Below are 25,137 nucleotides of genomic sequence, written 5' to 3' on the forward strand. Positions count from 1 at the left end.
AGATGCACGCCAAATCAGGAGGAGCACACATGATTCCTAGATACCTCATCGACGTGGAGCTGGATACGCTGCCGGTCGTAGAGAAAGATGTCATTGTCATCGGGGCCGGCATTGCCGGTCTTTTTACCGCTATACGCTCGAGCGAACAGCATTCGGTGCTGATGATCACGAAGAAATCATTGCTTGACAGCAATACGCGCTACGCGCAGGGCGGCATCGCGGCCGTTATATCCGAGGACGATTCGCCGGCCTACCATCGGCAGGACACGCTGATCGCCGGAGCCGGCCTATGCGACGACGAAGCCGTCGACGTGCTGGTGCACGAAGGGCCTAAGGGCGTACGAAGCCTCATCAAAATGGGCACCCAGTTCGACCTCGAAAACGGCGAGTTCGCCCTGACGAAGGAAGGCGCTCACAGCCAGCGCCGCATCCTCCATGCCAACGGCGACGCAACAGGCTATGAGATTGTCCGCGCGCTTTCGGAAACGGCCATGTCGACGCCGGGCATCGAGGTATGGGACGATCATTTCGTTATCGACCTCGTGACGGAGGATGGCGTCTGCTGCGGCGCGATCGTGCAGAAGCCGAGCGGAGAGCGGTTGTTCGTGCGCGGCAAGGCGACTATTTTATGCTCCGGCGGCGCGGGTCAGCTCTACCGCTACACGACGAATCCCGAAGTCGCGACCGGCGATGGCGTAGCTATGGCTTACCGCGCAGGCGCTTACATACGAGACCCCGAATTTATCCAGTTCCATCCCACATCGCTCTGCTATCCCGGTGCGCCAAGGTTTCTGATCTCGGAAGCCGTGCGCGGCGAGGGAGCCGTCCTGCGGAATATCAGGGGCGAGCGTTTTATGCACAAATATCACGAGCAGCTGGAGCTTGCGCCGCGCGACGTCGTCGCCCGGGCGATCGTCAGCGAGATGGAGGAGACGCGTTCCACCTTCGTCTATATCGATATAACGCATGAATCGGCGGAGATGGTGAAACATCGCTTCCCTACGATCTACCAAACATGTTTGACATACGGCCTCGATCTGACGTCCGACTGGATTCCCGTCGCTCCCGCGATGCACTATATGATGGGCGGAGTAAAGACGGATCTAAACGGCGAGACGAATATCAAGCGGCTCTTCGCCTGCGGCGAAGTGTCGTCGACGGGCGTGCACGGCGCGAACCGGCTGGCGAGCAACTCGCTCTCCGAGGCGATCGTCTACGGACGCCGCATCATTAAGCGTATCGAGGAGCTGGGACCGAACGACGTCCAGCCGAATGTCGTCAATAAGGTTGTCCGCAGCTCCGTCTCCATGCAAGCCGTGGTGGAGCGCCGACTGAAGCTGCAGAAGGTCATGGTCCGGTATGCGGGTTTGCGGCGCAATGAGTACGGTCTGCGCAAAGGTCTGGAGGAGCTGAAGCGGCAATTGCCGATCTTCCAGGCTACGTTGACGGAACGCGAGCAATACGAGTTCGCCAACTTGCTGACCTGCGCGCTTCTCACGACGGAAGCGGCGCTGCAGCGCGAGGAGAGCCGCGGCGCGCACTACAGGGAGGACTTCCCGGCGAAGGACGATCTTGTATGGCGCAAGCATACGATCCTACATCATACTCAAGGCATAACCGAGGAGCGAATAGAACATGTTTGAATGGACGACGGGCGGGTACGACGAAGCGCTGCGGACCCAGATTAGAAGCTGGCTGGCCGAAGACATCGGCAACGGCGATATTACGACCGAGACGACGATACCGGCCGATTCGCAGTCCAAGGCCGTGATCCACGTAAAGGAGAGCGGCATCATCGCGGGCATTCCGGTGGCGAAGCTTGTATTTGAGGTCGTCGATCCTTCCCTTGTCTTTACCGCGCTTATCCAGGATGGGGACCCGGTGACAAAGGGAACGGTTATTATAGAGGTGGAAGGCAGCACGCACAGCCTGCTGACGGGGGAACGTCTGGCGCTTAACCTGATGCAGCGGCTGTCCGGCATCGCCACCAAGACGAATGCTTTCGTGCAGAAGCTGCAAGGACTTCCCGCACGTCTCGTGGACACTCGCAAAACAACTCCCGGCCACCGTCTGCTGGAGAAATACGCGGTTCGGGTAGGAGGCGGAGCCAACCATCGGTTCGGCCTATACGACGCCGTCATGATTAAGGACAACCATATCAAGGGCGCGGGCGGCATCACGGCAGCAGTTCAGGCTTCGCGTAGCCGCATTCCGCATACGATGAAGATTGAAGTGGAGACGGAGTCGATCGCACAGGTCGAGGAGGCTCTGGCTTGCGGCGCGGACATCATCATGTTGGACAACATGGACAACGAACGAATGACAGAGGCGGTCAAGCTGATCAAAAGCCGCTCCCCGCATGTTATCGTCGAGGCGTCCGGCGGCGTGAATTTGGATACGATTCATGGCATCGCCGCATGCGGCGTTGACGTCATTTCCGTCGGCGGACTCACCTACTCGTTCAATGCGCTGGACATCAGTCTGGACCTGGGCGAGAAGAAGGGCGGTTCTTCGCAATGATTTTAGTCATCGACGTTGGCAACACTAACATCGTTATTGGCGTCTATAATGGTATGGAGCTGCTTCATCATTGGCGTCTCAGCACCAACCGCTCTGCCACCGTGGACGAGTATGGCATCAATATACACAATTTGTTCGGCTACGCGGGCATCAAGACGGATCAGATCGAGGGCGTCATTATCTCCTCCGTCGTTCCGCCGCTTATGCGCATGCTGGAGCAGCTGTGTCTCAAATACATGCGCAAGGCGCCGCTTATCGTGGGTCCTGGCGTAAAGACGGGGCTTAATATTAGGTACGAAAACCCGCGCGAGGTGGGGGCGGACCGAATCGTCAACTCCGTGGCCGGCATCGAGAAGTACGGCACGCCGCTTATCGTGGTGGACTTCGGCACGGCTACGACGTTCGACTACATCGACGAGGGAGGCAATTACCTCGGCGGCGCGATCGTGCCGGGCATCGGCATCTCGACGGAGGCGCTGTATCAGCGCGCCGCGAAGCTGCCGCGCATCGAGCTGGCGAAGCCGAAGAGCGTCATTGGACGCAATCCGGTGACGTCGATGCAGGCGGGCATTATTTTTGGCTATGCGGGGCAGGTTGACGGGATTGTAGGCAGAATCAAGGCCGAATTCGGCGTAAAGCCTAGAGTCATCGCAACGGGCGGGTTGGCTGAGCTGATCGCCGCAGAATCGGATACAATAGAAGAAGTGGATCCTCTACTGACGTTGGAAGGTCTTCGCATTATCTACGAACGGAATCAGGAGGGGCAATAACAATGGAGCAAGGGCAATTGAACGACATTCTGGTGCGCGGAACGGCCTGGGGCGGCAAAATTCGCGTGTTCGCCTGCCGGACGACCAATCTGGTGGAAGAGCTTCGCCGCAGACATGATACGTTCCCGACGGCTACGGCCGCGCTGGGCCGGACCTTGTCCGTCGGCGCGATGATGGGCGCGATGCTCAAGGGCAAGGAGAAGCTGACGATTCAAGTAAAGGGCGACGGACCGATCGGACAAGTCGTCGTTGACGCGAATGCGGATGGCGAATTGCGCGGCTACGTGGAGAATCCTCAGGCGCATCATGGCAGCAACGAACATGGCAAGCTCGACGTGGCAGGCGCGGTCGGCACGAGCGGTTATGTGCACATTACGAAGGATCTGGGGCTAAAGGAGCCGTATCGCGGCAGCGTTCCGATTATTTCGGGCGAGCTCGCGGAGGACTTCACCTATTATTTTGCGGTATCGGAGCAGACGCCTTCGGCGGTTGGCGTGGGCGTGCTGGTGGATACCGACAATTCCGTGCTTCATGCGGGCGGCTACATCGTACAATTGCTGCCGGGTCTAAGCGATGCGGAGATTACGCGTCTGGAACAAGCGATCGGGGTTATGCCGCCGGTCACGACGCTGCTGTCGCAAGGCGAGACGCCCGAAGGGTTGCTTAAGCGGGTTGTGGGCGAGGATGTCGTTATTCATAGCACGATGGATCTTGCCTTTAAGTGCCAATGCACCGCAGAGCGCGTGGAGCAGACGTTGATCAGTTTGGGACAGCAGGAAATTCAGAGCATTATCGACGAAGACGGCCAAGCGGAAGTCGTCTGCCACTTCTGCAACGAGGCATTTACTTTTGGACAAGCGCAGCTGGAGCAGTTGTTGGAGCAGGCCAAACCTAAGCCAGTTCAATAACCGGAGGCCAGGAAACTATGAAAAGAGGAGAAGTGCTGAAGGCAGTCGTCATTCTGCAAGCGATCTGCTTGATTGCGCTGACGGGGGCCGTGCTGGTAAAGATGTTGCCGAATGCTTTCGGCCGAGGGACGGACGTTTCTCCCCCCGTGGAGGACGGCGAGGGCCCGGAGGTCCTGCCGGGAGACGAGGCGATCGCCTCGGTAGGCGGCAAGCCGATTACAAGGCGCCAATTGACCGAGGAGCTGTACAAGCAATACGGCGATGCCGTGCTTCGGACGCTGATGCTTCGCGAGGCGATGGGGTTGGAAGCGGCCATGAAGGGCATCAAGGTAACGCAAGAGGAGATAGACCGCGAACTGGCATTGTCGGCCGAAGGGTACGAGAGCGAGGAGCGGTTTTTTACCGTTATGGAGGAGCAGCTGGGACTTCGCAGGGAGCAGGTCATGGAGGATATCCGTTACAGGCTGCTGCTCGAAGCCATTACTGCGGCTACGGTGACGGTGACGAACGAGGAGGCGCGGCAATATATTGACGCGCATCCGGAGCGATTTGCGCCCAGGACGGAGTACCATCTGCGCTGGATTCTTACGGAGACGCGGCGGCAGAGCAATGATATTGTAGACAAGCTGACGGACGGCGATTCGTTCGAAGAGCTGGCGAAGGCGTACTCCATGGACGAGTTTACGCGCGATACGGGCGGCGATCTCGGCTTTATCGAGGCGGAGGACCCGTTCTACGACGGCGCGATGCTCGCCGAAGCCGGTCTGCTCTCTATCGGGGAGACGGCCGGCCCCATCGCGCTGGAGTCTGGCTTCGCCGTCATTCAGCTCATGGGAGCGAAGTCGACGAAGGTGCTCACGGGCGGGCTCTTGCTCGCCACGGTGCGCAAACAGCTTGCGCTGGAGCGGGCGAAGCCGATGGCCGAGATGGAGCAGGAGCTGCTCGCCCGGCATGAGGCGGTTGTGATGAAGTAGCGAAGGGCGCGGCCGCTGGACGGTTGCGCCTTTTTGTCGTTTCGGGCGCCGCTACGTTGGACGGTAGGGCGTTTGGGCGGCGTTACGAGGCAGGAGTATTATAGCTCGACTGTGCCTGCATAGTTGCTGCGGCATGCCTTCCGGTGCGATGAGTATGAAAAATCATACACAAGTGGTGCAGAAGCGGCGGATAGGGTGCGATGAGTATGAAATATCATACACAAGTGGTGTAGTAGCGGTGGATATGGTGAAATGAGTATGAAAAATCATATAGAAGTGGTGCAGAAGCGGCGAATAGGGTGCGACGAGTATGAAAAATCGTACACAAGTGGTGACTGCTCGGGTGAGTTGGCGGCGGTGCGGGAACAGTAATGTTGGTGTTGGAACGTAGCTTCCGGCAAATCTGATGTTATAGCATGCATGTACTCCATCGTCGAATGCGGGTTAGAGGAAGTTGGGGTAACCATGAAGCAACCATGAAGGTTCCGTCCATTCGAGGGATGAAGGGGTTGTCTGTACCTGTGCGGTTCCTGGGCTGAAAAACGCCTGCAAAGTAGCTATTGACAACGGAAGCATGAGATTGTTAAGATGGAATAAGTATAATACCAACTATTTTAGTCGGATTAAGGAGGCTTTTCACTTATGGCAAGAATTGTGCAAAGCATTACAGAACTTATCGGCGATACACCACTGGTTCGTCTGAACCGCCTCGTACCTGAAGATAGCGCAGAAATATACGTGAAGCTGGAGTACCAGAACCCGGGAGCAAGCGTAAAGGACCGCATCGCGATCAGCATGATCGAAGTAGCGGAGCAAGAAGGCGTATTGAAGCCGGGCGACACGATCGTCGAGCCGACATCCGGCAACACGGGTATCGGTCTTGCTATGGTAGCGGCAGCTAAGGGCTACAAGGCTATTTTGGTTATGCCTGAGACGATGAGCCTTGAGCGTCGCAACCTGCTTCGCGCATACGGCGCGGAACTCGTGCTGACGCCAGGATCGGAAGGCATGAACGGCGCAGTTCGCAAGGCAGAAGAGCTGGTGAAGGAGAATGCGACATACTTCTTGCCGCAACAATTCAAGAACCAGGCGAACGTGAAGATTCACCGCGAGACGACGGGACCCGAGATTGTAGAAGCGATCAACTCCCTCGACGGCAAGCTTGACGCGTTTATCGCGGGTATTGGCACGGGCGGCACGATCACTGGCGCAGGCGAAGTGCTTAAGCAGAACTTTGAAGGCATCAAGATCTATGCGGTAGAGCCTGCGGCTTCCCCGATCTTATCCGGCGGCACCCCCGGTCCGCATAAGATTCAAGGCATCGGCGCCAACTTCGTGCCGGACATTCTGAACCGCGAGATCTATGACGGCGTTCTTACTGTTGAGAACGAAGAAGCGTTCGAATACGCTCGTCGCGCGGCGAAAGAAGAAGGCATCCTTTGCGGCATCTCCTCCGGAGCGGCTATCAGCGCGGCGCTGAAAGTGGCAAAAGAGCTGGGTAAAGGCAAGCGCGTTGTCGCTATCGTTCCAAGCAACGGCGAACGTTACCTCAGCACGCCGCTGTTCAACTTCGAGAACTAAGACTACGCGATTCATGCAGCACGCATCCCATCATGAGGCATCCTGGCGGTATAGGGAGAAGGACCGATGACGGCGTGTGGCGAATTTGCATGACACAGCGCAACGAAATATACCTAAGCGCCTTTCATTCTGCGGAGTGGAAGGCGCTTTTCTTTTGCGGGCCGATTCGGTATACTAGGCGCTAACAAGAAAGAAGGACGGGGGGCGAGGGTGATGGTCACCGCTTGGGAAGAATGGCTTCGGTGGCGTGCCGAAGGGAAGTATACGACGTTGCCCTGCGTACTGGAGCTGCCTTATCAACCGCATGGCGGAGATATAATCGCTTCCTGGGAGGAAGTGTGGCAGGACGCATCGCCGTATGCGTTCGTATTGGAGAGCGGCAAGGTCGGCAGCTTCACTTATTTGGGAGCGCATCCCGATGGCGTTATTAGGGGCAAAGGGCTGGAAGCCGAGTCGATGACCTTTCTGTCGCTCGAAGAGCAGGCCGCCCAGCGCAAGCACTGGAAGGGCAAGCCGCTGGACATCGTTCGTCAGTGGATGGGCGATAGCCGGGGGCCGCGTCTGGATCGGGGGCCGAAGTGGTTGGGCGGCTGCGCGGGCTTCTGGAGTTACGACATCGTTCGCACCATTGAGAAGCTGCCCGAGGTCGCTGCAGACGACACGAATATTCCGGACTACTTGTTCATGCGGATGAACGAGCTCTGGGTTGTCGACCATGAGCGTTCCGTCGTGTATTGCGTCGTCCATAGTCCGGTGGAGATCGATACTTCGGAGGAGGCGCTTCGCGAGGCGTATGATCGGTCCGTGTCCCGGACGGAAGGGATGGCCGATTATTGGCTGACTTGGTTCGAGGAAGAGAAGGCGACAGGTCGCGCGCAGGCTCTGCGTGAACGCCGGAAGGCGCTGCTGGAAAATGATTCGCTCCACATTAATATCGAAGAGCTGCAAGGGCTGAACTCGCCTTTTACGAAGGATGCGTTCCAGGATGCCGTTCGCCGGATTCAGGATTACATCGGGCAAGGGGATGTGTTCCAGGTGAATCTGTCCCAGCGTCAGAGCCGCAAGGTGGAGGCTGCGCCCGAGGAGCTGTACGAATGGCTGCGATTGTTTAATCCATCGCCGTATATGGGCTTTCTGCGATGTCCTGATTTTCAGCTGGTATCCGCGTCGCCGGAGCTGCTGGTCGAGCTCGTGGACGGCCGGCTCGGTACGCGTCCCATCGCGGGCACCAGACGCCGAGGGCGTACGGAGGAAGAGGATTTGCGTTTCGAGGAGGAGCTGCGCACGAACGAGAAGGAGATTGCCGAGCACATTATGCTCGTCGATTTGGAGCGCAACGATCTTGGACGTATCTCCAGGTACGGGACGGTTAAGGTGAAGGAGCTTATGGTCGTCGAACGTTATTCTCACGTGATGCATCTCGTCTCGCAGGTCGACGGGGAGCTTGCCGAGGGTAAGGATGCTTATGATGTCATTGCCGCGACATTTCCTGGCGGCACGATCACGGGAGCGCCGAAAATTCGAACGATGGAGATCATCGAGGAGCTGGAGCCCGTTCGCCGCGGTCCATATACGGGATCGATGGGATGGATTGACTATAACGGAGATATGGAATTTAATATTATTATTAGAACGATGGCGGTACAGGACGGGATTGTGCACATTCAAGCCGGAGCGGGCATCGTAATCGATTCCGATCCGGAACGCGAATATTACGAGTCTCTGAGCAAGGCCAAGGCGCTGTGGAAGGCAATCGAATACAGCGGCCGTTTCGCGGCGGAGTAGAGCAGAGCAAAGCAGTCGCATTCACGATGAGAAGAGAAGAGGACGAGGGGGAGACGAAACATGATTTTGGTCATCGACAACTATGATTCGTTTACGTACAATCTGGTGCAGTATCTGGGAGAGCTGGGCGAGGAGATTGTGGTCAAACGGAATGACGAGATTGATCTGGCGGGCATCGAGGCGCTTCGTCCGGATCATATCCTGATCTCGCCGGGGCCGTGCTCTCCGAACGAGGCGGGCATTAGTCTGGCGCTGATCGAACGCTTTAAGGGGGTTATCCCGATTTTCGGCGTCTGTCTCGGGCATCAATCCATCGGACAAGCGTTCGGCGGCGAAGTGGTGCGGGCGGAGAAGCTGATGCACGGCAAGACGTCCTTGATCCATCATGATGGCCGAACGCTCTTTGAGGGGATGGAGTCTCCATTTACCGCGACGCGGTACCACTCGCTCATCGTGAAGCGGGAGACTTTGCCGGATTGCCTCGAGATTAGCGCAGAGACGGCCGAAGGCGAGATTATGGCGCTTCGTCACAAGGAGTATGCGATTGAAGGCGTGCAGTTCCATCCGGAATCCATCATTACGGATCACGGTCACGCGATGCTTCGCAACTTCCTGCGTCATACGGCCGGAACACTGCAACGATGAAGATATGGCTGAACGGTAGCATCGTAGATGGGGGAGAAGCCGTGATCTCGGTATATGATCACGGCTTTTTGTACGGGCTTGGGTTGTTCGAGACGTTCCGCACCTATGGCGGGGAGCCGTACTTGCTGGAACGGCACTTGGACAGGCTGCGCGGCGGATGCATGGAGCTGGGTATTCCGTTCGCCATGAAGGCGGATGAGCTGCGCAGGGAGATAACGGCGCTGCTCGCCGCGAACGGACTGGCTGACGGCTACATTCGGCTGACCGTCAGTGCCGGAGTTGGCGAGCTGGGGTTGCCTGTTGGCGACTACAGCGACCCAACCGTGCTGATCTTGGCCAAGTCGCTTCCGGTGGTCGGGGTGGACGCGCTGCGCCGAGGCCGGGAGCTGCGACTGCTTCGCACGCGGAGGAACAGCCCAGAAGGTACGGTGCGGTTCAAGTCGCTACATTATATGAACAACATCATCGCCAAGCGGGAGATGTTGGGGTTGAATGGTCGAGACCGGACCGAGCAGATAGCGTCGTTGCCTTCCCCTGGCGCGGAGGGGCTGATGCTGAGCCGGGACGGCTGGTTGACGGAAGGTATCGTGAGCAATTTGTTCTTCCTTCGTCAGGGCGTAATCTATACGCCTTGCATTGAGACGGGTATTTTGCCTGGCGTGACGCGAGCGCGCGTGATAGAGCTGGCGCGTGATACGGGCTATGAGGTCGAGGAAGGCTTGTACACATGGGAACAACTGCTTGAGGCGGAGGAAGTGTGGCTGACGAACTCTATTCAGGAGCTGGTGCCGGTAACCAGGCTCATCGACTGGGACGGTCTGGAGCGCAAGGTTGGCATTGGCGAAGCGGGAGCTCTGACGCTGGAACTGCTGGACATGTATCGATCCGACACGGAAGCGGCAACACTGTAAGAATATGTAGCGGCCGATGCGGCAAGCCGATCGTGCGAGTGCCTTCCCCCAGCGCTAACACATCGGATCCTGGCGCTCGCCCAATGGGTATGGATGACTGGTGTATTCGGCCGATAGAAAGTACGGAGAGTAACTGTAGCAGCAGGGAGGACGATAAGTGATGGACAGCAGGAATCAGTCTGGTGGAGCGCGAGAGGTGCGGGGAGAAGATACAGAGGATCGACGCGATGTCCAATTGACGGGCGCGAGCGAAGTTGCTTTTGCTCCGATCTTTCGTAAGCGGAGCTACGACCTGGGCGGCGGCATACAGTTGTCGCTGGGAGATCGGACGTTGATCATGGGCATCTTGAACGCGACGCCGGATTCCTTTTCGGACGGCGGACGATATATGGATGTGGAAGCAGCCGTGGCCCACGCCCGCAGCATGGTAGAGCAAGGCGCCGACATTCTCGACATCGGCGGCGAATCGACCAGGCCGGGCTTCGACACCGTCAGCGCCGAAGAAGAAATTCGTCGCGTCGTGCCGGTTATTGCCGCAGTGCGCGCTGCGCTGCCGCATATTCCGTTGTCGATCGACACGTATAAGGCATCGACCGCTCGCGCCGCTCTGGAAGCCGGCGCGCATATCATCAACGACATCTGGGGTCTCAAGAGCGACCCCGACATGGCCGCCGTAGCGGCGGAATACGGCTGCCCCGTCATCGTCAGCCATAACAGACACGCCCGGGACTACACCGACTTCGTCCCGGACGTGCTCGCCGATCTGCGCGGCAGCATCGGCCTCGCCCTGGCGGCTGGCGTCGCCGAGGATGCCATCTGGGTAGACCCAGGCATCGGCTTCGCCAAAACCTACGAGGACAACCTCGCCCTGCTCGGTCGCCTGCGGGAACTGACGGCGCTCGGCTGCCCCATATTGCTGGGCACCTCGCGCAAGCGGTTTATCCGGCAGGCGCTGGATCTGCCGGTCGATCAGGTCGCCTGGGGCACGGCGGCGACCGTCGCGCTGGGCATCGCGCATGGCGCTCAGATCATGCGCGTGCACGATGTGCGCGAGATGAAGCTCACGGCGCTGATGGCGGACGCCATCCATTATTTGAGCGACTAAATACTAGGCGGTACTTCTCCCCCGGCTCGTCCGTCAGGCGACTCAGTTAGCTGGGAGAACCTCGCTCGACGGTCGGCTGACTTATTTAGCCGTGAGATTCCCTTTCCCCCTGCTCCGCCTCGTTTGTCGGCTCCTTTAGCGGGAAAACCTCCCACTAATCGCGAACGTAGGCGCATATCAGCACTAACAGAAGGAAAACCTCCCACTAATTGAGGCAATTTGCCAAGCACAAGGCTGTAGGTGGCATATTAAAGGGCGCTTTTCCTGTTAGTGTCGATAGATAGGTGGGTATGGAGAATTTAGAGGGACAATTTCCCTTAATTCGTCAAGCGTGCGGTTGAGCGGGGTCGCGAAGCCGACATTCTTCGCCAAGCGAACGATTGAGCGAGACGGCGGAACGCAGCGAAGCGGCAACTGTCCGTAGCGAAGCCACAACTGCACGCAGCGAAGCCGCAACTGCACGCAGCGGAGCCTGCAGCTGCCCGCCCGGCAGGCGCACTAACGTACACGTGTGACGCCCTCGGCTTGTCTATGCCGCCAACCGAGGACCTTTAACCCAGGTTACTTTGTCGGAAGCGGCACGCATGGGGAGCGGCTCGCATAAGGGAAAAGCACATGCAGGAGGAAGGAGCAACTATAGTGGATTTGATGAAGGTAACAGGTATGCGTTTCTATGGCTATCATGGCGTATTCCCCGAGGAGAACAAGCTGGGGCAGCAATACTATGTGGATCTCGAGCTGAGCCTGGATCTGGATCAAGCGGCGCGGGAGGATGATTTGGAGGCAACAGTCAATTATGCCGAACTGCACGCATTGACGAAAAGTATCGTAGAGGGGCCACCCTTCAAGCTGATCGAGGCGTTGGCGGGCTGCATTGCATCGCGTCTGCTGGAGACTTATACTAGGATCAACGAAGTCACGGTGCGCGTGACGAAGCCGCATCCGCCGTTCGACATTCACTTCGACGGCGTGACGATCGAGCTGCGGAGAAAGCGGGACGGCCATGGCGGCATCATCCGAGCATAAGGCGGCATCACAGGCCCCCGCCAAGGAAATCGGCAACGCGGGGCATGCCGACGCAGCGCCAGCCGCTGAGGCGGTCGCCCAGACCACGGCGCCGCAGCCATCCGCACCGCAATCGCCTGCGGAATCGGCCGCTAGGCCGGCAATTGTCTCGCCGTTGTCGGCGCCTATTGAAGCAGTCGCCCAGACCACGGCCCCGCAGCCATCCGCATCGCAATCGCCTGCGGAATCTGCCGCTGAGCCAGCACTTGTCTCGCCGTTGTCGGCACCTGTCGCCGCCTACATCGCCCTCGGCTCCAACATGGGCGACCGAGAGGCGCATCTCATGCGAGCGATCGGGGAGCTTAACAACCAGCCCGGCATCGAAGTGACGGCCGTGTCGGGCATCTACGAGACGGATCCCGTCGGCTACACCGACCAGCCGGCCTTCCTGAACATGGCGGTTGCCGTCAAGACCGAGCTGGCGCCGCTTGAGCTGCTGCGGACGCAGCTGCGGCTGGAGAGCGCCCTCGGGCGAATTCGACAAGAACGTTGGGGACCGAGAACCATTGACCTTGATCTTCTCCTGTACGATAATGTCAGAATGGATCAAGAGGAGCTGACGCTGCCGCATCCGCGCATGATGGAACGCGCATTCGTCCTTGTTCCGCTGCATGATGTGATCTCGAGTTCGCATCCGCTGCATGAGCAGGTGTCCACGACGTCCGTTGCGGCGCTTCAGGCAGGAAAGGATGGCATTACGTTATGGAAAACAATCAATTGGCGCAGCGCGTCAGAGCCTTCAGGAAGCTGAAAGGCTACACACAGCAGGAGCTGGCCAAGGAGCTGGGCGTATCGGTTGCGGTACTTGGATCGTTGGAACGCGGGACGCGCAGAAACGACCCCAAGCTGCTGCATCATATTGCGAAGACGCTTGGCATCAGCTACGAAGAACTAATGACAATTAGGGGGGAGTAAGGAGCGGCATGCTGAGAATCGGGGACATCCAGATGAAGAACAGAGTGGTACTGGCGCCGATGGCAGGCGTGTGCAACCCTGCTTTTCGCTTAATTGCCAAGGAGTTTGGAACCGGGCTCGTCTGCGCCGAGATGGTGAGCGACAAGGCCATTCTGCACGGCAACAAGCGTACAATGGAAATGTTGTTCGTCGACGAGCGCGAGAAGCCGCTTAGCTTGCAGATCTTCGGAGGGGACCGCGAATCGCTCGTGGAAGCCGCCAAGGTCGTCGACAAGCAGACGAACGCGGATATTATAGATATTAACATGGGCTGTCCGGTGCCGAAGGTAACGAAGTGCGACGCAGGCGCCCGCTGGCTGCTGGATCCGAACAAGATCTACGAGATGGTATCCTCCGTCGTAGATGCCGTCGACAAGCCGGTTACCGTAAAGATGCGCATCGGCTGGGATGACGAGCATGTATATGCGGTCGAGAACGCCCAGGCGGTCGAACGCTCGGGAGGCAAGGCGGTTAGCGTGCACGGACGGACTCGGGAGCAGCAGTATACGGGCAAGGCCAACTGGGACATCATAAGAGATGTCAAAAATAACGTAAACATTCCAGTCATCGGCAACGGCGACGTCTTCTCGCCCGAGGATGCGCAGCGGATGCTGGACACGACGGGCGTCGACGGCGTCATGATCGGGCGCGGCGCGCTGGGCAATCCGTGGATGCTGTATCGCACGATCCAGTATTTGCAAAATGGCGAGCTGCTCGGCGATCCAGCGCCACGCGAGAAGATGGAGGTCGCGATACTCCACCTGGACCGCCTGATCGCGCTCAGGAACGAAGCGGTCGCCGTACGCGAGATGCGCAAGCATCTGGCTTGGTACCTCAAGGGACTGCCGGGCGGCGCTCGCGTCAAGGACGCCATCATGGAAGAGACGGGCCGTGACCGCATGGTCTCCATCCTGGAGACGTATATTTCTTCACTGGAGAATGAAGCCGAAGGAGCTCCGGCGCCTTCCGCAAGCGCGAACCGCGCTATCGCAGAGGAGATTGTTCACTAAGGGAAGCGACCTCTCATTAATATGTACTACAAGCGGTTATTCGACATCAGTCGACAGTAACCGCTTTGTGTCGTCATGGGCTGCGAGACCGACGGGAGCAGCTTACACCGAATAGTCTGACTTCGATTGACATTCGTGGTACGTTGCAATATAATCGTCCAATATAATCAAAGTTTTCATATAGAATGCGCTTTATTAGAGCGTTGGTCTGTACTACCCAATACGTAATATATTAAGTAACAGTGAATTCATACACGGTATGAAAATTAGTCACGCGACAGGAGAATCGGGAAGATGAACGATAAGCAAATCATTCTGACTCAAGATGGGCTCAAGAAGCTTGAAGAAGAGCTTGAGAATCTGAAGTCGGTTAAGCGTCGTGAAGTTGCCGAACGGATCAAGATTGCCATCGGTTACGGTGACATTAGCGAGAACTCCGAATACGAGGACGCGAAGAATGAGCAAGCCTTTATCGAAGGCCGCATCATTACCCTTGAGAAGATGCTTCGCAACGCGCGGATCATTAATAATGACGACATCGACATCGATACCGTAAGCATCGGTTCGATCGTGACCGTAGAAGACCTGGAGTTCCATGATACGATGGAATACGCGATCGTCGGCACGGCGGAGTCCGATCCGCTCCAGAACAAGATCTCGAATGAAAGCCCTGTCGGCAAGGCCATCCTTGGGAAGAAGAAGGGGACGGTCGTAGAAGTGAACGTGCCGGCGGGAGTTATTCAATATAAAATCATCGATATCAAGAAATAAGGCGTGAACGCCGATTTCGAAAGCTTCCTCACGGGAAGCTTTTTGAACGTTTATGCATCTTGTGGTCAAAAGGAGATGGAAGCATTGTCGGAACAAGAGTTGAACAACGAGCAGGAGCTGAGCGAGCTTTTGCAGATTCGCAGAGACAAGCTGGATGAATTGAGAGGACTCGGCGTAGATCCGTTCGGACGGAAGTTCGAGCGCACGCATCATGCCAAGGACATTCTGACCGAGTACGAAGGCCTCAGCAAGGAAGAGCTGGAGGAGAAGGCGGTTAAGGTCAGCATCGCCGGCCGCATCATGCAGAAGCGGGGCATGGGCAAGGCGGGCTTCGCCCACATCCAGGACCTCTCCGGACGGATCCAGATCTATGTGCGCAAAGATTCGGTGGCCGAGCACAAGTTCGCGGCGTTCGATCTGCTCGACATCGGCGATATTGTAGGCGTACAGGGCACCGTGTTCAAAACAAACACAGGCGAAGTATCCGTCAAAGCGCTGGACGTCGACGTACTGACCAAGTCGCTTCTGCCGCTGCCGGACAAGCATCACGGTCTTAAGGACGTCGAGCTGCGCTATCGCCAACGTTACGTCGATCTGATCGTCAACCCCGACGTGCAGCAATCGTTTATCACGCGTTCCCGCATCATCCAGTCGATGCGCAGATACCTCGACTCGCTGGGCTACCTCGAGGTCGAGACGCCGACGCTGCACAGCATCGCGGGAGGCGCCGCTGCGCGTCCTTTTATCACGCATCATAATGCGCTGGACATGCAGTTGTATATGCGGATTGCCATCGAGCTGCATCTAAAGCGCCTGATCGTCGGCGGCCTCGAGAAGGTCTACGAGATTGGCCGCGTCTATCGCAACGAAGGCATCTCCACGCGTCATAATCCGGAGTTTACGATGATCGAATTGTACGAGGCGTATGCCGACTACAAGGACATCATGGCGCTGACAGAGAACCTGATCGCCCATATCGCGCAAGAGGTGCTGGGCACGACCAAGATCAACTATCAGGGCCAGGAAGTGGACCTGACGCCGCCTTGGCGCCGCGTAACCATGGTCGATCTCGTCAAAGAAGTGACAGGCGTCGACTTCGGAGTCGAAATGACCGACGAACAAGCGCATGCGCTGGCCAAGGAGCATAAGATTCCGGTAGAGCCGCATATGACGTTCGGCCACATTCTTAACGCGTTCTTTGAAGAACGCTGCGAGTCCACGCTGATCCAGCCGACGTTCGTCATGGGCCATCCTGTCGCGATCTCGCCGCTGGCGAAGAAGAGCGAGGCCGACCCGCGCTTCACGGATCGCTTCGAGCTGTTTATCGTGGCTCGCGAGCATGCCAACGCGTTCACCGAGCTTAACGATCCGATCGACCAGCGCGAACGCTTCGAGTCGCAGCTCATCGAGAAGGATCAAGGCAACGACGAGGCGCATGAGATGGATGACGACTTCATCCGCGCGCTGGAGTACGGCATGCCGCCTACGGGCGGACTCGGCATCGGCATCGACCGTTTGGTCATGTTGCTAACCGATGCGCCATCCATCCGCGACGTGCTGCTCTTCCCTCATATGCGGGAGCTGCGTTCGGGCGAATAATTTCGGCACCGACGACTAACATATTTAATCGACCGCTCAGTATAGCTGGGCGGTTTTGTTTTGGGCATTTCAAGTGTATGTACGCATATTGGGGCTGAACCCTTCTTTATTATGGAAAAGTTTATCAAAATAACTACCTGAAAATGCATCTTTCGCACTGAAAATATACCTGTCGACTCATGTCGAAAGTAGGAGTAAAGAGTCATTTTAATCATCAAAGTTGTCATAAACGCTTGTTAAGCGTTTTCATAGACAGATTCTTCCTTTACCCGCACGGAAGAGGTGCTATATACTAGTAATTAATGATAGAACCTCCAGTCGTAGTCTGTCTACTTATGCCGAATTGACTAATTTGATGATTCAAAAGTGTCGATTTCCGCATATCCTTTCAAAATAGCAGCCAGCGACCGATAAAGAAGTAGTAAGGAGGTTGCCATCATGATCGACATACATACGCATATTCTGCCCGGAATCGACGATGGAGCCGCGAACGCGGAAGATGTCGCGGACCTGGCTCTTGCCGCATGCGAGGACGGGATTACATTATTGATTGCAACGCCTCATCATGCCAACGGCACTTATCTCAACCCAGCTGCAGAAATACTTACATTAGTAGAAGAATGCAATGAGCGATGGCAAGAATCGGGTATACCTCTAAGGGTGTATCCCGGCCAGGAGATTCGCGTGCACGATGATTTGCTGGATGCGTGGCATCGCGGTGAGCTGCTTACGCTGGCGAGCTCCAGATTTATTCTGCTGGAGATGCCTTCGTCCCGTATTCCCAAGGGAATGTCGGAGCTTGTGCACGAGCTGGTTCTATTGGGGCTGACACCGGTGATCGCCCATCCGGAACGCAATGCCGAGGTGGTCAAACATCCGGAGCGGCTGGAGGAGTTGATCGAGATCGGCGCTTGCGCGCAGGTCACGACTCATTCGCTGCTTGGGGGCTTCGGGAGACGAATCGAACAAACTTCCATGGAATTAATGAGAAGGGGCTGCATTCATCTGTTATCCTCGGATGCGCATCATGTGCAGCGAAGAGGATTTCGTATGGGCGAAGCCTATTCGTTCATTGAGAGAACAATGGGAGAACAGTGGGTCGTCTACCTCAAGACCAACGCAGCCGGTATCCTGCATGACAGACCTTTTGGCGAGCAACCGTATATCGATCCAACCAGGTCCGGCGGCAAGGTCAAGAAGCTGTTGTCGACCATCTTTGCGCGCTAGAGAAGAACGCAAGACCGTGTTAATGAGGTTCCATTTGCGTCTGTCCTAACAGGCGGGTGCATTAATTCTAATATAGAGGTGATTGAAAGTGACTTTTAAAAGAAAACTAGCGGTAACGACAATCGCGGCAAGCGTAGCGATGTCCGCATTCGCGGGAATTCCTCTCAGCAGCAAGGGGCTGTCTGAGAAGCTTGGTTTTGGCGGGGTGGTATCCGCGGCTACTTTAACGAGCCAAGATTTGATTAACCGTATCAACACAGTTTATAACGCTCTTAACGTTACGGGTGGCATGAACGCGGTGACGACTCTTCGTTCGTCGTTCGAAGCTCTTACCCCATCGCAGAAGAGCGCGATTGCTGTACCAATCGTATCCAAGCTGATTCCAGGAAGCGATGCAGCCTCGGAATTAAAGAAAGACAGACTAAGAGATTTGCTTATTGAAGCTATTGAACTATCGTATAGCCCATCTGTTGACGAACTGGAAGCGATTCGCGAAGAGTACGCGGACGATCTGAAAGAGTATGCAACAGCTGCCGGCATTACTGATCTGACAGTTGACGATGTAGTTGAGTATTTTCTCGCTGTACAAGATGCAGTAATGAATAAGCTTCGCACATTAAACTTAAATGCTATTAATGCTCTGATAACTGACTCGGCTGCTTTAAACGATCTGTTCGAAGAGATTCTTGCGGCTCTGCCGGGGACATATGCAGCCGAGCAAGTGTTCTTGCACTACGGAATAAAGACGGAAGACGTAGTCAGTGTACTTGGTAATGTGAAGGATGAAATTAACCAAACGCAGTTTACTAATGCAGCAATTGCCTTGTATGAGGCATACAAATACCTGGCTAACCCGGGTACTGGAAACCCAGGCAGCGGCATCTACGTACCTCCTGCAACTATCGATATTCCAGCCGAAGTTAAAGCGCTGGAAGAGAAGTTTGAGGAGCTTGCCGAGAAGCTGGAAAACGCTAGCGACGAGGAGAAGGCTGAGCTTATCGCAGAAGCGATTGCAGAGGCGCAAGCTTTGATCGACAAACTGTCCGATCTGGCCAACTCGGTAACCGTTAGTGGTGATGTTGCGACGCTGAAGCTGGACGAGAACAAGGCTTTGGCTGCCATCGCCGGTATTGGCGCAGTTGTTGACGCTCTTGAAGAAGCGACTGGCGAAACAATCGAAAACCTGGATGTAACGGTCGATTTCGGCAACGTTGTCCAAGATAATCTTGTTATTGCTCTATCCGACGCTGTCATGAAGAAAGCTGTTGAGGTTGGACTCACAGGCATTATTCTGAAAGTTAGCGGCCTGGTGGTTGATCTGCCGGTTGGCGGTACGTTCTCCAATGCTGTAGACTTCAAGATCAACAAATCCGAAGCTACGGATGAAGTAACAGGCGGCTTGTCCGCAGTTTCCGATGTATACGAGTTCAACCTCAACGTTGGCGGCAAGGCAGTAACAACCTTTAGCAAGCCGATTCAGATTACGTTCCCGCTAGGCGATACGAAGGGTCTTGATATCGAGCTTCTGACCGTTGCCAAGATTTTAGAGGAAGGTCTTGAATTCCACGGCGGCCGCGTCAAAGGCAAAACAATCATCGAGAGCCGCGATTCCTTCTCGTCCTATGTAGTCGTAGAGAACTCTGTTTCCTTCGACGACACGGCGAGCGTAGATGCATGGGCTGGCCGCGCAATCGAAGTCATTGCGGCTAAAGGAGTTATTCATGGCAAGCTGGAAGGCGAATTCGACCCATCGGCCAAAGTAACCCGCGCACAATTCGCGAAAATGCTCGTTCGCGCGCTTGACCTGAACAACCAGGCTGCAAAGGAAAAATTCGCAGACGTGGAAGATGACGCATGGTACGCTCCTTACATTGCTGCAGCTTCCGAGAACGGCATTATCTATGGCCGCTCCGCAACGAGATTCGATCCGCATGCTGAAGTTACACGCGCAGAGATGGCTACGATGGTTGCACGCGGTCTAAAAGCAACGAGCGGTGCAGCAGACATTGAAGATGTCGAAAAAGCGCTGCAAGCTTTCGCCGACGCGGAGCAAATTAACGAAACGCTGAAGCAAGGCGTGGCGTTTGCTGCCGAACATAGCATTGTAGTAGGCAACGGAGGCAAGTTCGCTCCTAACGCAAGCGCAACACGCGCTCAAGCTGCTGTTATCATCTACCGTGCATTCAACTTTGAGGTTTAATTAAAAGTTGATCGTACATTGCGCTGAGTCATAAACTCGGCATGGTGTTACTAATGGAATAATCTTCCTCCCATGTGGATGGGAGGAAGATTTTTTCGCGATTACCGCCAATGTTGTAGTAATATATCGGATCATAGGTTAATATTAGGATATTCATAGTTCAAAAGGCATGAAAAAGAGATTTGTGCTGTGCCTAATGGAGGAGTATTAAGTGTCAAACGAACTAGATTTGCGACAGTACATGACTATTATTCGCAAGAGACTCCCATTCATACTCATACTCGTTCTTCTCAGCTCTGCGGCTGCGGCCGTATTCAGCCTGTTCTTTAAGGACCCTCTATACGAAGCCTCGACGAAGATCATCGTTAATCAGACCCAATCGCAGCTAACGACAGGACAGCTGGACTTGAACCAAATAAATACGAATATTCGCATGATTGATACATACAAGGAAATCATCAAGACGCCGGCTATCCTGGATAAGGTAGAAGAAGGTTACCCTGAGCTTGGGTTAACGGCAGAGCAGTTGGCGCAAAAGATCAAGGTCAGCTCCGTTAATAACACGCAAGTGATGACGCTGGTCGTGGAGGATACGGAATATCGTAAAGCGGCGGAGACCGTAAATGCCGTGTCGAAAGTGTTCCGCGAGGAGATTCAGCATATTTTTAAGGTGGAGAATGTGTCCATTCTAAATGAGGCGGATCCGACGCGCGAGCCTGGACCCGTATCGCCAAACGTGCCGCTTAATATCGCCATTGCATTCGTCGTCTCATTAATGGTTGGCGTCGGTATCGTCTTCCTGCTGGAATACCTCGATGACACGATTAAGACGGAAGCGGATGTGTTGGAATATCTGGATCAACCAACACTAGCCATGATATCCAAGATGAATGCGGAGGATTCCGGACAGGATCAATCGCGCAAAAAAGCCAATAAACCTTACGTCAGGGGGGAATTAGAGCGTGTCACGGTCGAAAAATAAACGTCAGTTGATTACCCTTACGAATTCCCGTTCTCCGATATCGGAGTCCTACCGGGCCCTGCGTACGAACATAGACTTCTCCTCTATCGACGAGAAGCTGCAGGTCATTATGGTTTCTTCCGCGGGACCGGGCGAAGGCAAGTCGACGACGATTGCGAATCTCGCAGTCGCTTACGCACAGTCAGAGCGCAATACGCTGCTGATTGACGCCGATCTGCGGAAACCTACTGCCCATCATACCTTCTCCGTCTCCAACAGATGGGGACTATCGTCCGTTATCTCGAAGCAATGCACCATCGAAGAGGTTGTCCAGATGACGGATATTCCGAATCTGAATGTCATGACGTCGGGGACAATCCCACCAAATCCGGCGGAGATGTTAGGCTCTAACCGGATGTCTGCGATTATTGAACATCTCAAGTCGCAATACGACGTCATCCTGATCGATACCCCGCCATTGCTAGCCGTTACGGATGCTCAGATCGTAGCAAGCAAGTGTGATGGAGCTATCTTGGTCGTCGACCAGGGCAGGGTAAAGCGCGACATCGCCAAGAAGGCGATTCAAAACCTGCAGGCTGTAAATGCGCGAATACTGGGTGTCGTACTGAACAACGTGAAGCGCAAGGCCAATGAAGAAGCTTACTACTACTATTACGGAACACAGGAATAAGCGGGGCTTATACGAAAGCCGGAGGTGAAATGGGATGAGTGTACGGAGAAGGAATTTTATTATACTGGTAGTTGACTTTCTAATCATATGGGCGTCAATAGTCATTGCTTATCTGTTCCGATTCAATGCAGACATCCCTCCCGGCTATGTCTCGCAATTATTTGTATTTGCAGCAGCCTCGACCTTGGCCGTCAGCTTAACGTTCGCTTACTTCGATATGTATAGGCGGATGTGGCAGTATGCCAGTATTGGCGAAATAATTGGGTTAGTGAAAGCAGTAATAACGGGCATTGTACTAGCCTATCTATGGACTTACTTGATTACAGGCAATCGAGTGCCGTTGTCGATCACGACTAGAACGTTAGAGACCATGCTGTTGTTTATGGGAGGCTCGCGCTTTATATGGCGGCTTATCCGGGTTAACCGATCAGCCAAGAATGAGATGAAAACGAATATATTGGTCGTGGGAGCAGGCGATTGCGGGGCGCTTATTGCCAAGGAAATAATGACGAATCGCAGCTTTACCCAAAGCAAGCTTGTTGGCTTTATCGATGACGATCCTTACAAGCGCTATATGCAGGTCATGGGTTATCCCGTGTTCGGCAGTCGTGGCGACATCGTAGATGTTGTGAAGATGCATCATGTTCATGACATCGTCATTGCCATGCCGTCTTCCAAGCGAGCGGAGATTAGCGACCTTATTAATATATGTATGACGACGGGCGCCAAGGTGAAGATCATACCGGCAATCGACGATATTATTACCGGCAAGCTGGCGATCCAGACGTTGCGTAATGTCGAGGTCGAAGACTTGTTGGGCAGAGAACCCGTCAATATTGATTTAAATGGCGTCATGGATTATGTAACGGGCAAGATTGTCCTGGTTACGGGCGCGGGCGGTTCCATCGGTTCGGAGCTTTCCCGTCAGATCGCCTCTTTCTCTCCAAGCAAGCTATTGCTTCTGGGGCATGGCGAGAACAGTATCTACACCATCGAGATGGAGCTTAGAACGAGGTTCGCCCAGGTTGCCATAGAGACCGTTATTGCAGACATACAGGATCGAGAGCGTATGGATCAAGTATTCGGGCAATTCAAGCCGCAAGTGGTCTTCCACGCGGCTGCGCATAAACATGTTCCTCTCATGGAGCGCAACCCGTCCGAAGCGATCAAAAATAATGTGTTCGGCACTCGCAACGTCGCCGATGCGGCGGACAAGCACGGCGCGTCACGTTTCGTTATGATCTCATCCGACAAGGCAGTCAACCCCACTAGCATTATGGGCGCGACGAAACGAATTGCCGAGATGTACATACAGAGTATCAATAATACTAGCCGCACCCAATTCGTAGCTGTTCGATTCGGCAACGTGCTAGGCAGCAGGGGCAGCGTCATCCCTCGCTTTAAGGAGCAGATCGAAGCCGGCGGACCCGTAACGGTAACCCATCCGGAGATGGTTCGTTACTTCATGACGATTCCGGAGGCCGTTCAGCTTGTCATTCAGGCTGGCGCATTCGCACGCGGTGGCGAAATCTTTATCCTGGACATGGGTAAGCCGGTCCGTATTTTGGATCTTGCCAAGGATCTGATTCGTTTGTCCGGTCTGGAGCCGGATGTCGACATACCGATCCGCTTTAGCGGCTTGCGCGAAGGCGAGAAGCTGTACGAGGAGCTGCTGACCGAAGCCGAAGCGACTACGGCAACCCAGCATGAGCGCATCTTCGTAGGCAAGGCTCAATCTCTCGATCGCCAGGAGCTGGAGCTCAAGCTTTTGCATCTTAAGAACATTATCGGCTCCGAGCCGCAAGTTGTGAAGGCAGCCATTGAACAATTAGTACCATTCTTTATACAGGAACATGTCGCATTTACCCTTGAGCCTGAGTTACAACATGATCGGAGGGCGATCTAGATGAGACAACGCAAACCAAAGATGAAGACTTGGAAAAAGGTTCTGATATGGGCAGCTTCCATCATTGTCGTGCTTGGCGTAGGCGGTCTCTTTGCAGCGAACTATGCGATGGACAAAATGATTGCACAGCTTTCAGCTAGTTTAGAGGACGAGCTGCTGGAGGAAGTCATTACTACACCTACGGACGCTCCAAGCGGTGGCGGGGATGGGACTGTGGATCAGCCAGCTACTACTAGTGAGCCGGGTGGTGAGGGTTCAGAGGAGCAAGCAGAAACTGATGGTAGCGCAGGTGGCCAAAACAACCAGTCTGAAGTTGAAAGCAAGCCTAGCCCAACTAATGGCTACTCCGCAGAGATATCGACGGATAAAGCTAAGGATGTACAAGATAAGATTACAGTCGCGGAAAAAGCGCAACTGGCTTCCGTATTCTTAAAGCAGCTTAGCATGGATGATATTAAAGCGTTACAAGAGCTTGCAAGTGGCGGACTTGGCATAGAGGAAAAGAAGGAAGCTCGCACACTTATTCTAGACCGACTTACCCCGGAGCAGTACGACGAGCTTATAGAAATCGCCAAAAAGTATGGTATGAGCCAAGGCAGAAGCTATGAAGAGGTATCCAAGGACAAGTAGAGCTGACAGGAGGAGACGACATGCGAGTAAGGAAAGCCATTATTCCTGCTGCGGGGCTAGGCACACGCTTCCTCCCAGCTACTAAGGCAATGCCTAAAGAAATGCTTCCTATAGTAGACAAGCCGACCATCCAATATATCGTCGAGGAAGCGGTCGAATCAGGCATTGAGGATATTATTATTGTAACGGGTAAGGGCAAGCGAGCCATTGAAGACCACTTCGACAACTCCTTTGAGTTGGAGCAGAACCTGTTGGAGAAGGGCAAAATGGAACTTCTAAGCGAGGTACAGAAGTCCTCAAAAATGGTCGACATTCATTATATCCGCCAGAAGGAAGCCAAGGGATTGGGACATGCGATATGGTGTGCCCGAAAGTTTATCGGCAATGAACCATTCGCCGTGCTGCTTGGCGACGATATAGTACAAGCCGAGAAACCATGCCTCAAACAAATGATTGAACAATACGATCGGTACAGCTCCTCCATTATTGGAGTCCAAAGCGTTCATGAACATGAAGTGTCCCGATATGGTATCGTGGATGGCAAAATGATTCATGACCGCTTATTTAGTGTTAGCGGACTTGTTGAGAAACCGAAGGTAGAAGACGCTCCATCTAATATTGCTATAATGGGTCGTTATATATTAAGCCCCAAAATATTCGGAATACTAGAGAATCAACAGCCGGGCGCGGGGGGCGAGATTCAACTTACCGATGCGATTGCTTCTCTGAATCAGCAAGAAGCGGTATATGCCTACGATTTTGAAGGCATTAGGTACGATGTGGGAGAGAAGCTGGGTTTCATTAAAACGACCATAGAGATGGCGCTTAAGAACGACGGACTGAAAGATGAATTGATGGAGTACTTAGAGACGTTGTTGAGAGAACGTATGGCCAACGTGTAGAAAAAAGAACATAGTATGTCAC

At 54.7% G+C, this 25,137-nt stretch carries 23 protein-coding genes; all 23 read left to right on the top strand.

The window, feature by feature from the left end; genetic code table 11:
• Positions 1–29: 29 nt before the first annotated feature.
• The 23 genes from nadB to galU all read left to right on the top strand — a co-directional run bounded on the left by nadB (position 30) and on the right by galU (position 25,115).
• Complete coding sequence (gene nadB, locus H7F31_RS04130) at positions 30–1,643, top strand: L-aspartate oxidase (RefSeq protein WP_187103144.1); 1,614 nt, start codon at positions 30–32, stop codon at positions 1,641–1,643.
• Positions 1,636–2,520 carry a carboxylating nicotinate-nucleotide diphosphorylase gene (nadC, locus tag H7F31_RS04135; RefSeq protein ID WP_187103145.1) on the top strand — a complete coding sequence of 295 codons (885 nt, stop codon included), beginning with the start codon at positions 1,636–1,638 and terminating at the stop codon, positions 2,518–2,520. The genes nadB and nadC overlap by 8 nt, the downstream gene beginning before the upstream one ends.
• Positions 2,517–3,290, top strand: a complete 774-nt coding sequence (locus tag H7F31_RS04140; protein WP_108993402.1) for a type III pantothenate kinase — start codon at positions 2,517–2,519, stop codon at positions 3,288–3,290. The genes nadC and H7F31_RS04140 overlap by 4 nt, the downstream gene beginning before the upstream one ends.
• Positions 3,291–3,292: 2 nt before the next feature.
• Positions 3,293–4,198, top strand: a complete 906-nt coding sequence (gene hslO / locus H7F31_RS04145) for an Hsp33 family molecular chaperone HslO (protein ID WP_187103146.1) — start codon at positions 3,293–3,295, stop codon at positions 4,196–4,198.
• Between the two features lie 17 nt (positions 4,199–4,215).
• Positions 4,216–5,172 (top strand): peptidylprolyl isomerase, encoded by a 957-nt coding sequence (locus H7F31_RS04150; RefSeq protein WP_187103147.1) that lies wholly within the window; start codon positions 4,216–4,218, stop codon positions 5,170–5,172.
• Between the two features lie 642 nt (positions 5,173–5,814).
• Positions 5,815–6,753 (top strand): cysteine synthase A, encoded by a 939-nt coding sequence (gene cysK / locus H7F31_RS04155; RefSeq protein WP_187103148.1) that lies wholly within the window; start codon positions 5,815–5,817, stop codon positions 6,751–6,753.
• Between the two features lie 213 nt (positions 6,754–6,966).
• Entirely contained in the window at positions 6,967–8,538 is a 1,572-nt protein-coding gene (locus tag H7F31_RS04160) for an anthranilate synthase component I family protein (RefSeq protein WP_187103149.1), read from the top strand.
• 60 nt (positions 8,539–8,598) lie between these two features.
• Complete coding sequence (gene pabA / locus H7F31_RS04165; protein WP_087571610.1) at positions 8,599–9,183, top strand: aminodeoxychorismate/anthranilate synthase component II; 585 nt, start codon at positions 8,599–8,601, stop codon at positions 9,181–9,183.
• Positions 9,180–10,094 (top strand): aminotransferase class IV, encoded by a 915-nt coding sequence (locus H7F31_RS04170; protein WP_187103150.1) that lies wholly within the window; start codon positions 9,180–9,182, stop codon positions 10,092–10,094. The genes pabA and H7F31_RS04170 overlap by 4 nt, the downstream gene beginning before the upstream one ends.
• A gap of 160 nt (positions 10,095–10,254) precedes the next feature.
• A complete protein-coding gene (gene folP, locus H7F31_RS04175) occupies positions 10,255–11,199 on the top strand; it encodes a dihydropteroate synthase (protein WP_187103151.1) in 945 nt (314 codons plus the stop codon).
• Positions 11,200–11,847: 648 nt separating this feature from the next.
• Positions 11,848–12,225 (top strand): dihydroneopterin aldolase, encoded by a 378-nt coding sequence (gene folB / locus H7F31_RS04180; protein WP_397374649.1) that lies wholly within the window; start codon positions 11,848–11,850, stop codon positions 12,223–12,225.
• Positions 12,226–12,481: 256 nt separating this feature from the next.
• The gene (gene folK / locus H7F31_RS04185) at positions 12,482–13,015 is read left to right on the top strand and encodes a 2-amino-4-hydroxy-6-hydroxymethyldihydropteridine diphosphokinase (protein ID WP_261800473.1); all 534 of its coding nucleotides are present in this window, start codon (positions 12,482–12,484) and stop codon (positions 13,013–13,015) included.
• Positions 12,967–13,179, top strand: a complete 213-nt coding sequence (locus tag H7F31_RS04190; RefSeq protein WP_087571615.1) for a helix-turn-helix domain-containing protein — start codon at positions 12,967–12,969, stop codon at positions 13,177–13,179. Before folK ends, H7F31_RS04190 begins: the two co-directional genes overlap by 49 nt.
• Positions 13,180–13,187: 8 nt before the next feature.
• A complete protein-coding gene (gene dusB, locus H7F31_RS04195; RefSeq protein ID WP_187103154.1) occupies positions 13,188–14,228 on the top strand; it encodes a tRNA dihydrouridine synthase DusB in 1,041 nt (346 codons plus the stop codon).
• Positions 14,229–14,522: 294 nt separating this feature from the next.
• The gene (gene greA / locus H7F31_RS04200; protein WP_187103155.1) at positions 14,523–14,999 is read left to right on the top strand and encodes a transcription elongation factor GreA; all 477 of its coding nucleotides are present in this window, start codon (positions 14,523–14,525) and stop codon (positions 14,997–14,999) included.
• Positions 15,000–15,074: 75 nt separating this feature from the next.
• The gene (lysS, locus tag H7F31_RS04205; RefSeq protein ID WP_187103156.1) at positions 15,075–16,598 is read left to right on the top strand and encodes a lysine--tRNA ligase; all 1,524 of its coding nucleotides are present in this window, start codon (positions 15,075–15,077) and stop codon (positions 16,596–16,598) included.
• A 438-nt stretch (positions 16,599–17,036) separates the two neighbouring features.
• Complete coding sequence (locus tag H7F31_RS04210) at positions 17,037–17,825, top strand: tyrosine-protein phosphatase (RefSeq protein WP_187103157.1); 789 nt, start codon at positions 17,037–17,039, stop codon at positions 17,823–17,825.
• A gap of 88 nt (positions 17,826–17,913) precedes the next feature.
• Positions 17,914–20,025, top strand: a complete 2,112-nt coding sequence (locus H7F31_RS04215; RefSeq protein WP_187103158.1) for an S-layer homology domain-containing protein — start codon at positions 17,914–17,916, stop codon at positions 20,023–20,025.
• A 211-nt stretch (positions 20,026–20,236) separates the two neighbouring features.
• Complete coding sequence (locus H7F31_RS04220; protein ID WP_187103159.1) at positions 20,237–21,007, top strand: YveK family protein; 771 nt, start codon at positions 20,237–20,239, stop codon at positions 21,005–21,007.
• Positions 20,988–21,677 (top strand): CpsD/CapB family tyrosine-protein kinase, encoded by a 690-nt coding sequence (locus H7F31_RS04225; RefSeq protein ID WP_187103160.1) that lies wholly within the window; start codon positions 20,988–20,990, stop codon positions 21,675–21,677. The genes H7F31_RS04220 and H7F31_RS04225 overlap by 20 nt, the downstream gene beginning before the upstream one ends.
• A 34-nt stretch (positions 21,678–21,711) precedes the next feature.
• The gene (locus tag H7F31_RS04230) at positions 21,712–23,583 is read left to right on the top strand and encodes a polysaccharide biosynthesis protein (protein ID WP_187103161.1); all 1,872 of its coding nucleotides are present in this window, start codon (positions 21,712–21,714) and stop codon (positions 23,581–23,583) included.
• A complete protein-coding gene (locus H7F31_RS04235; protein WP_187103162.1) occupies positions 23,584–24,213 on the top strand; it encodes a hypothetical protein in 630 nt (209 codons plus the stop codon). It abuts the gene before it with no gap.
• A 20-nt stretch (positions 24,214–24,233) separates the two neighbouring features.
• Positions 24,234–25,115 carry a UTP--glucose-1-phosphate uridylyltransferase GalU gene (galU, locus tag H7F31_RS04240; protein ID WP_187103163.1) on the top strand — a complete coding sequence of 294 codons (882 nt, stop codon included), beginning with the start codon at positions 24,234–24,236 and terminating at the stop codon, positions 25,113–25,115.
• The last annotated feature ends 22 nt before the right edge of the window (positions 25,116–25,137 follow it).

The organism is Paenibacillus sp. PAMC21692, from assembly GCF_014303795.1.
GTDB classification, from domain to species: Bacteria; Bacillota; Bacilli; order Paenibacillales; family Paenibacillaceae; genus Pristimantibacillus; species Pristimantibacillus agaridevorans.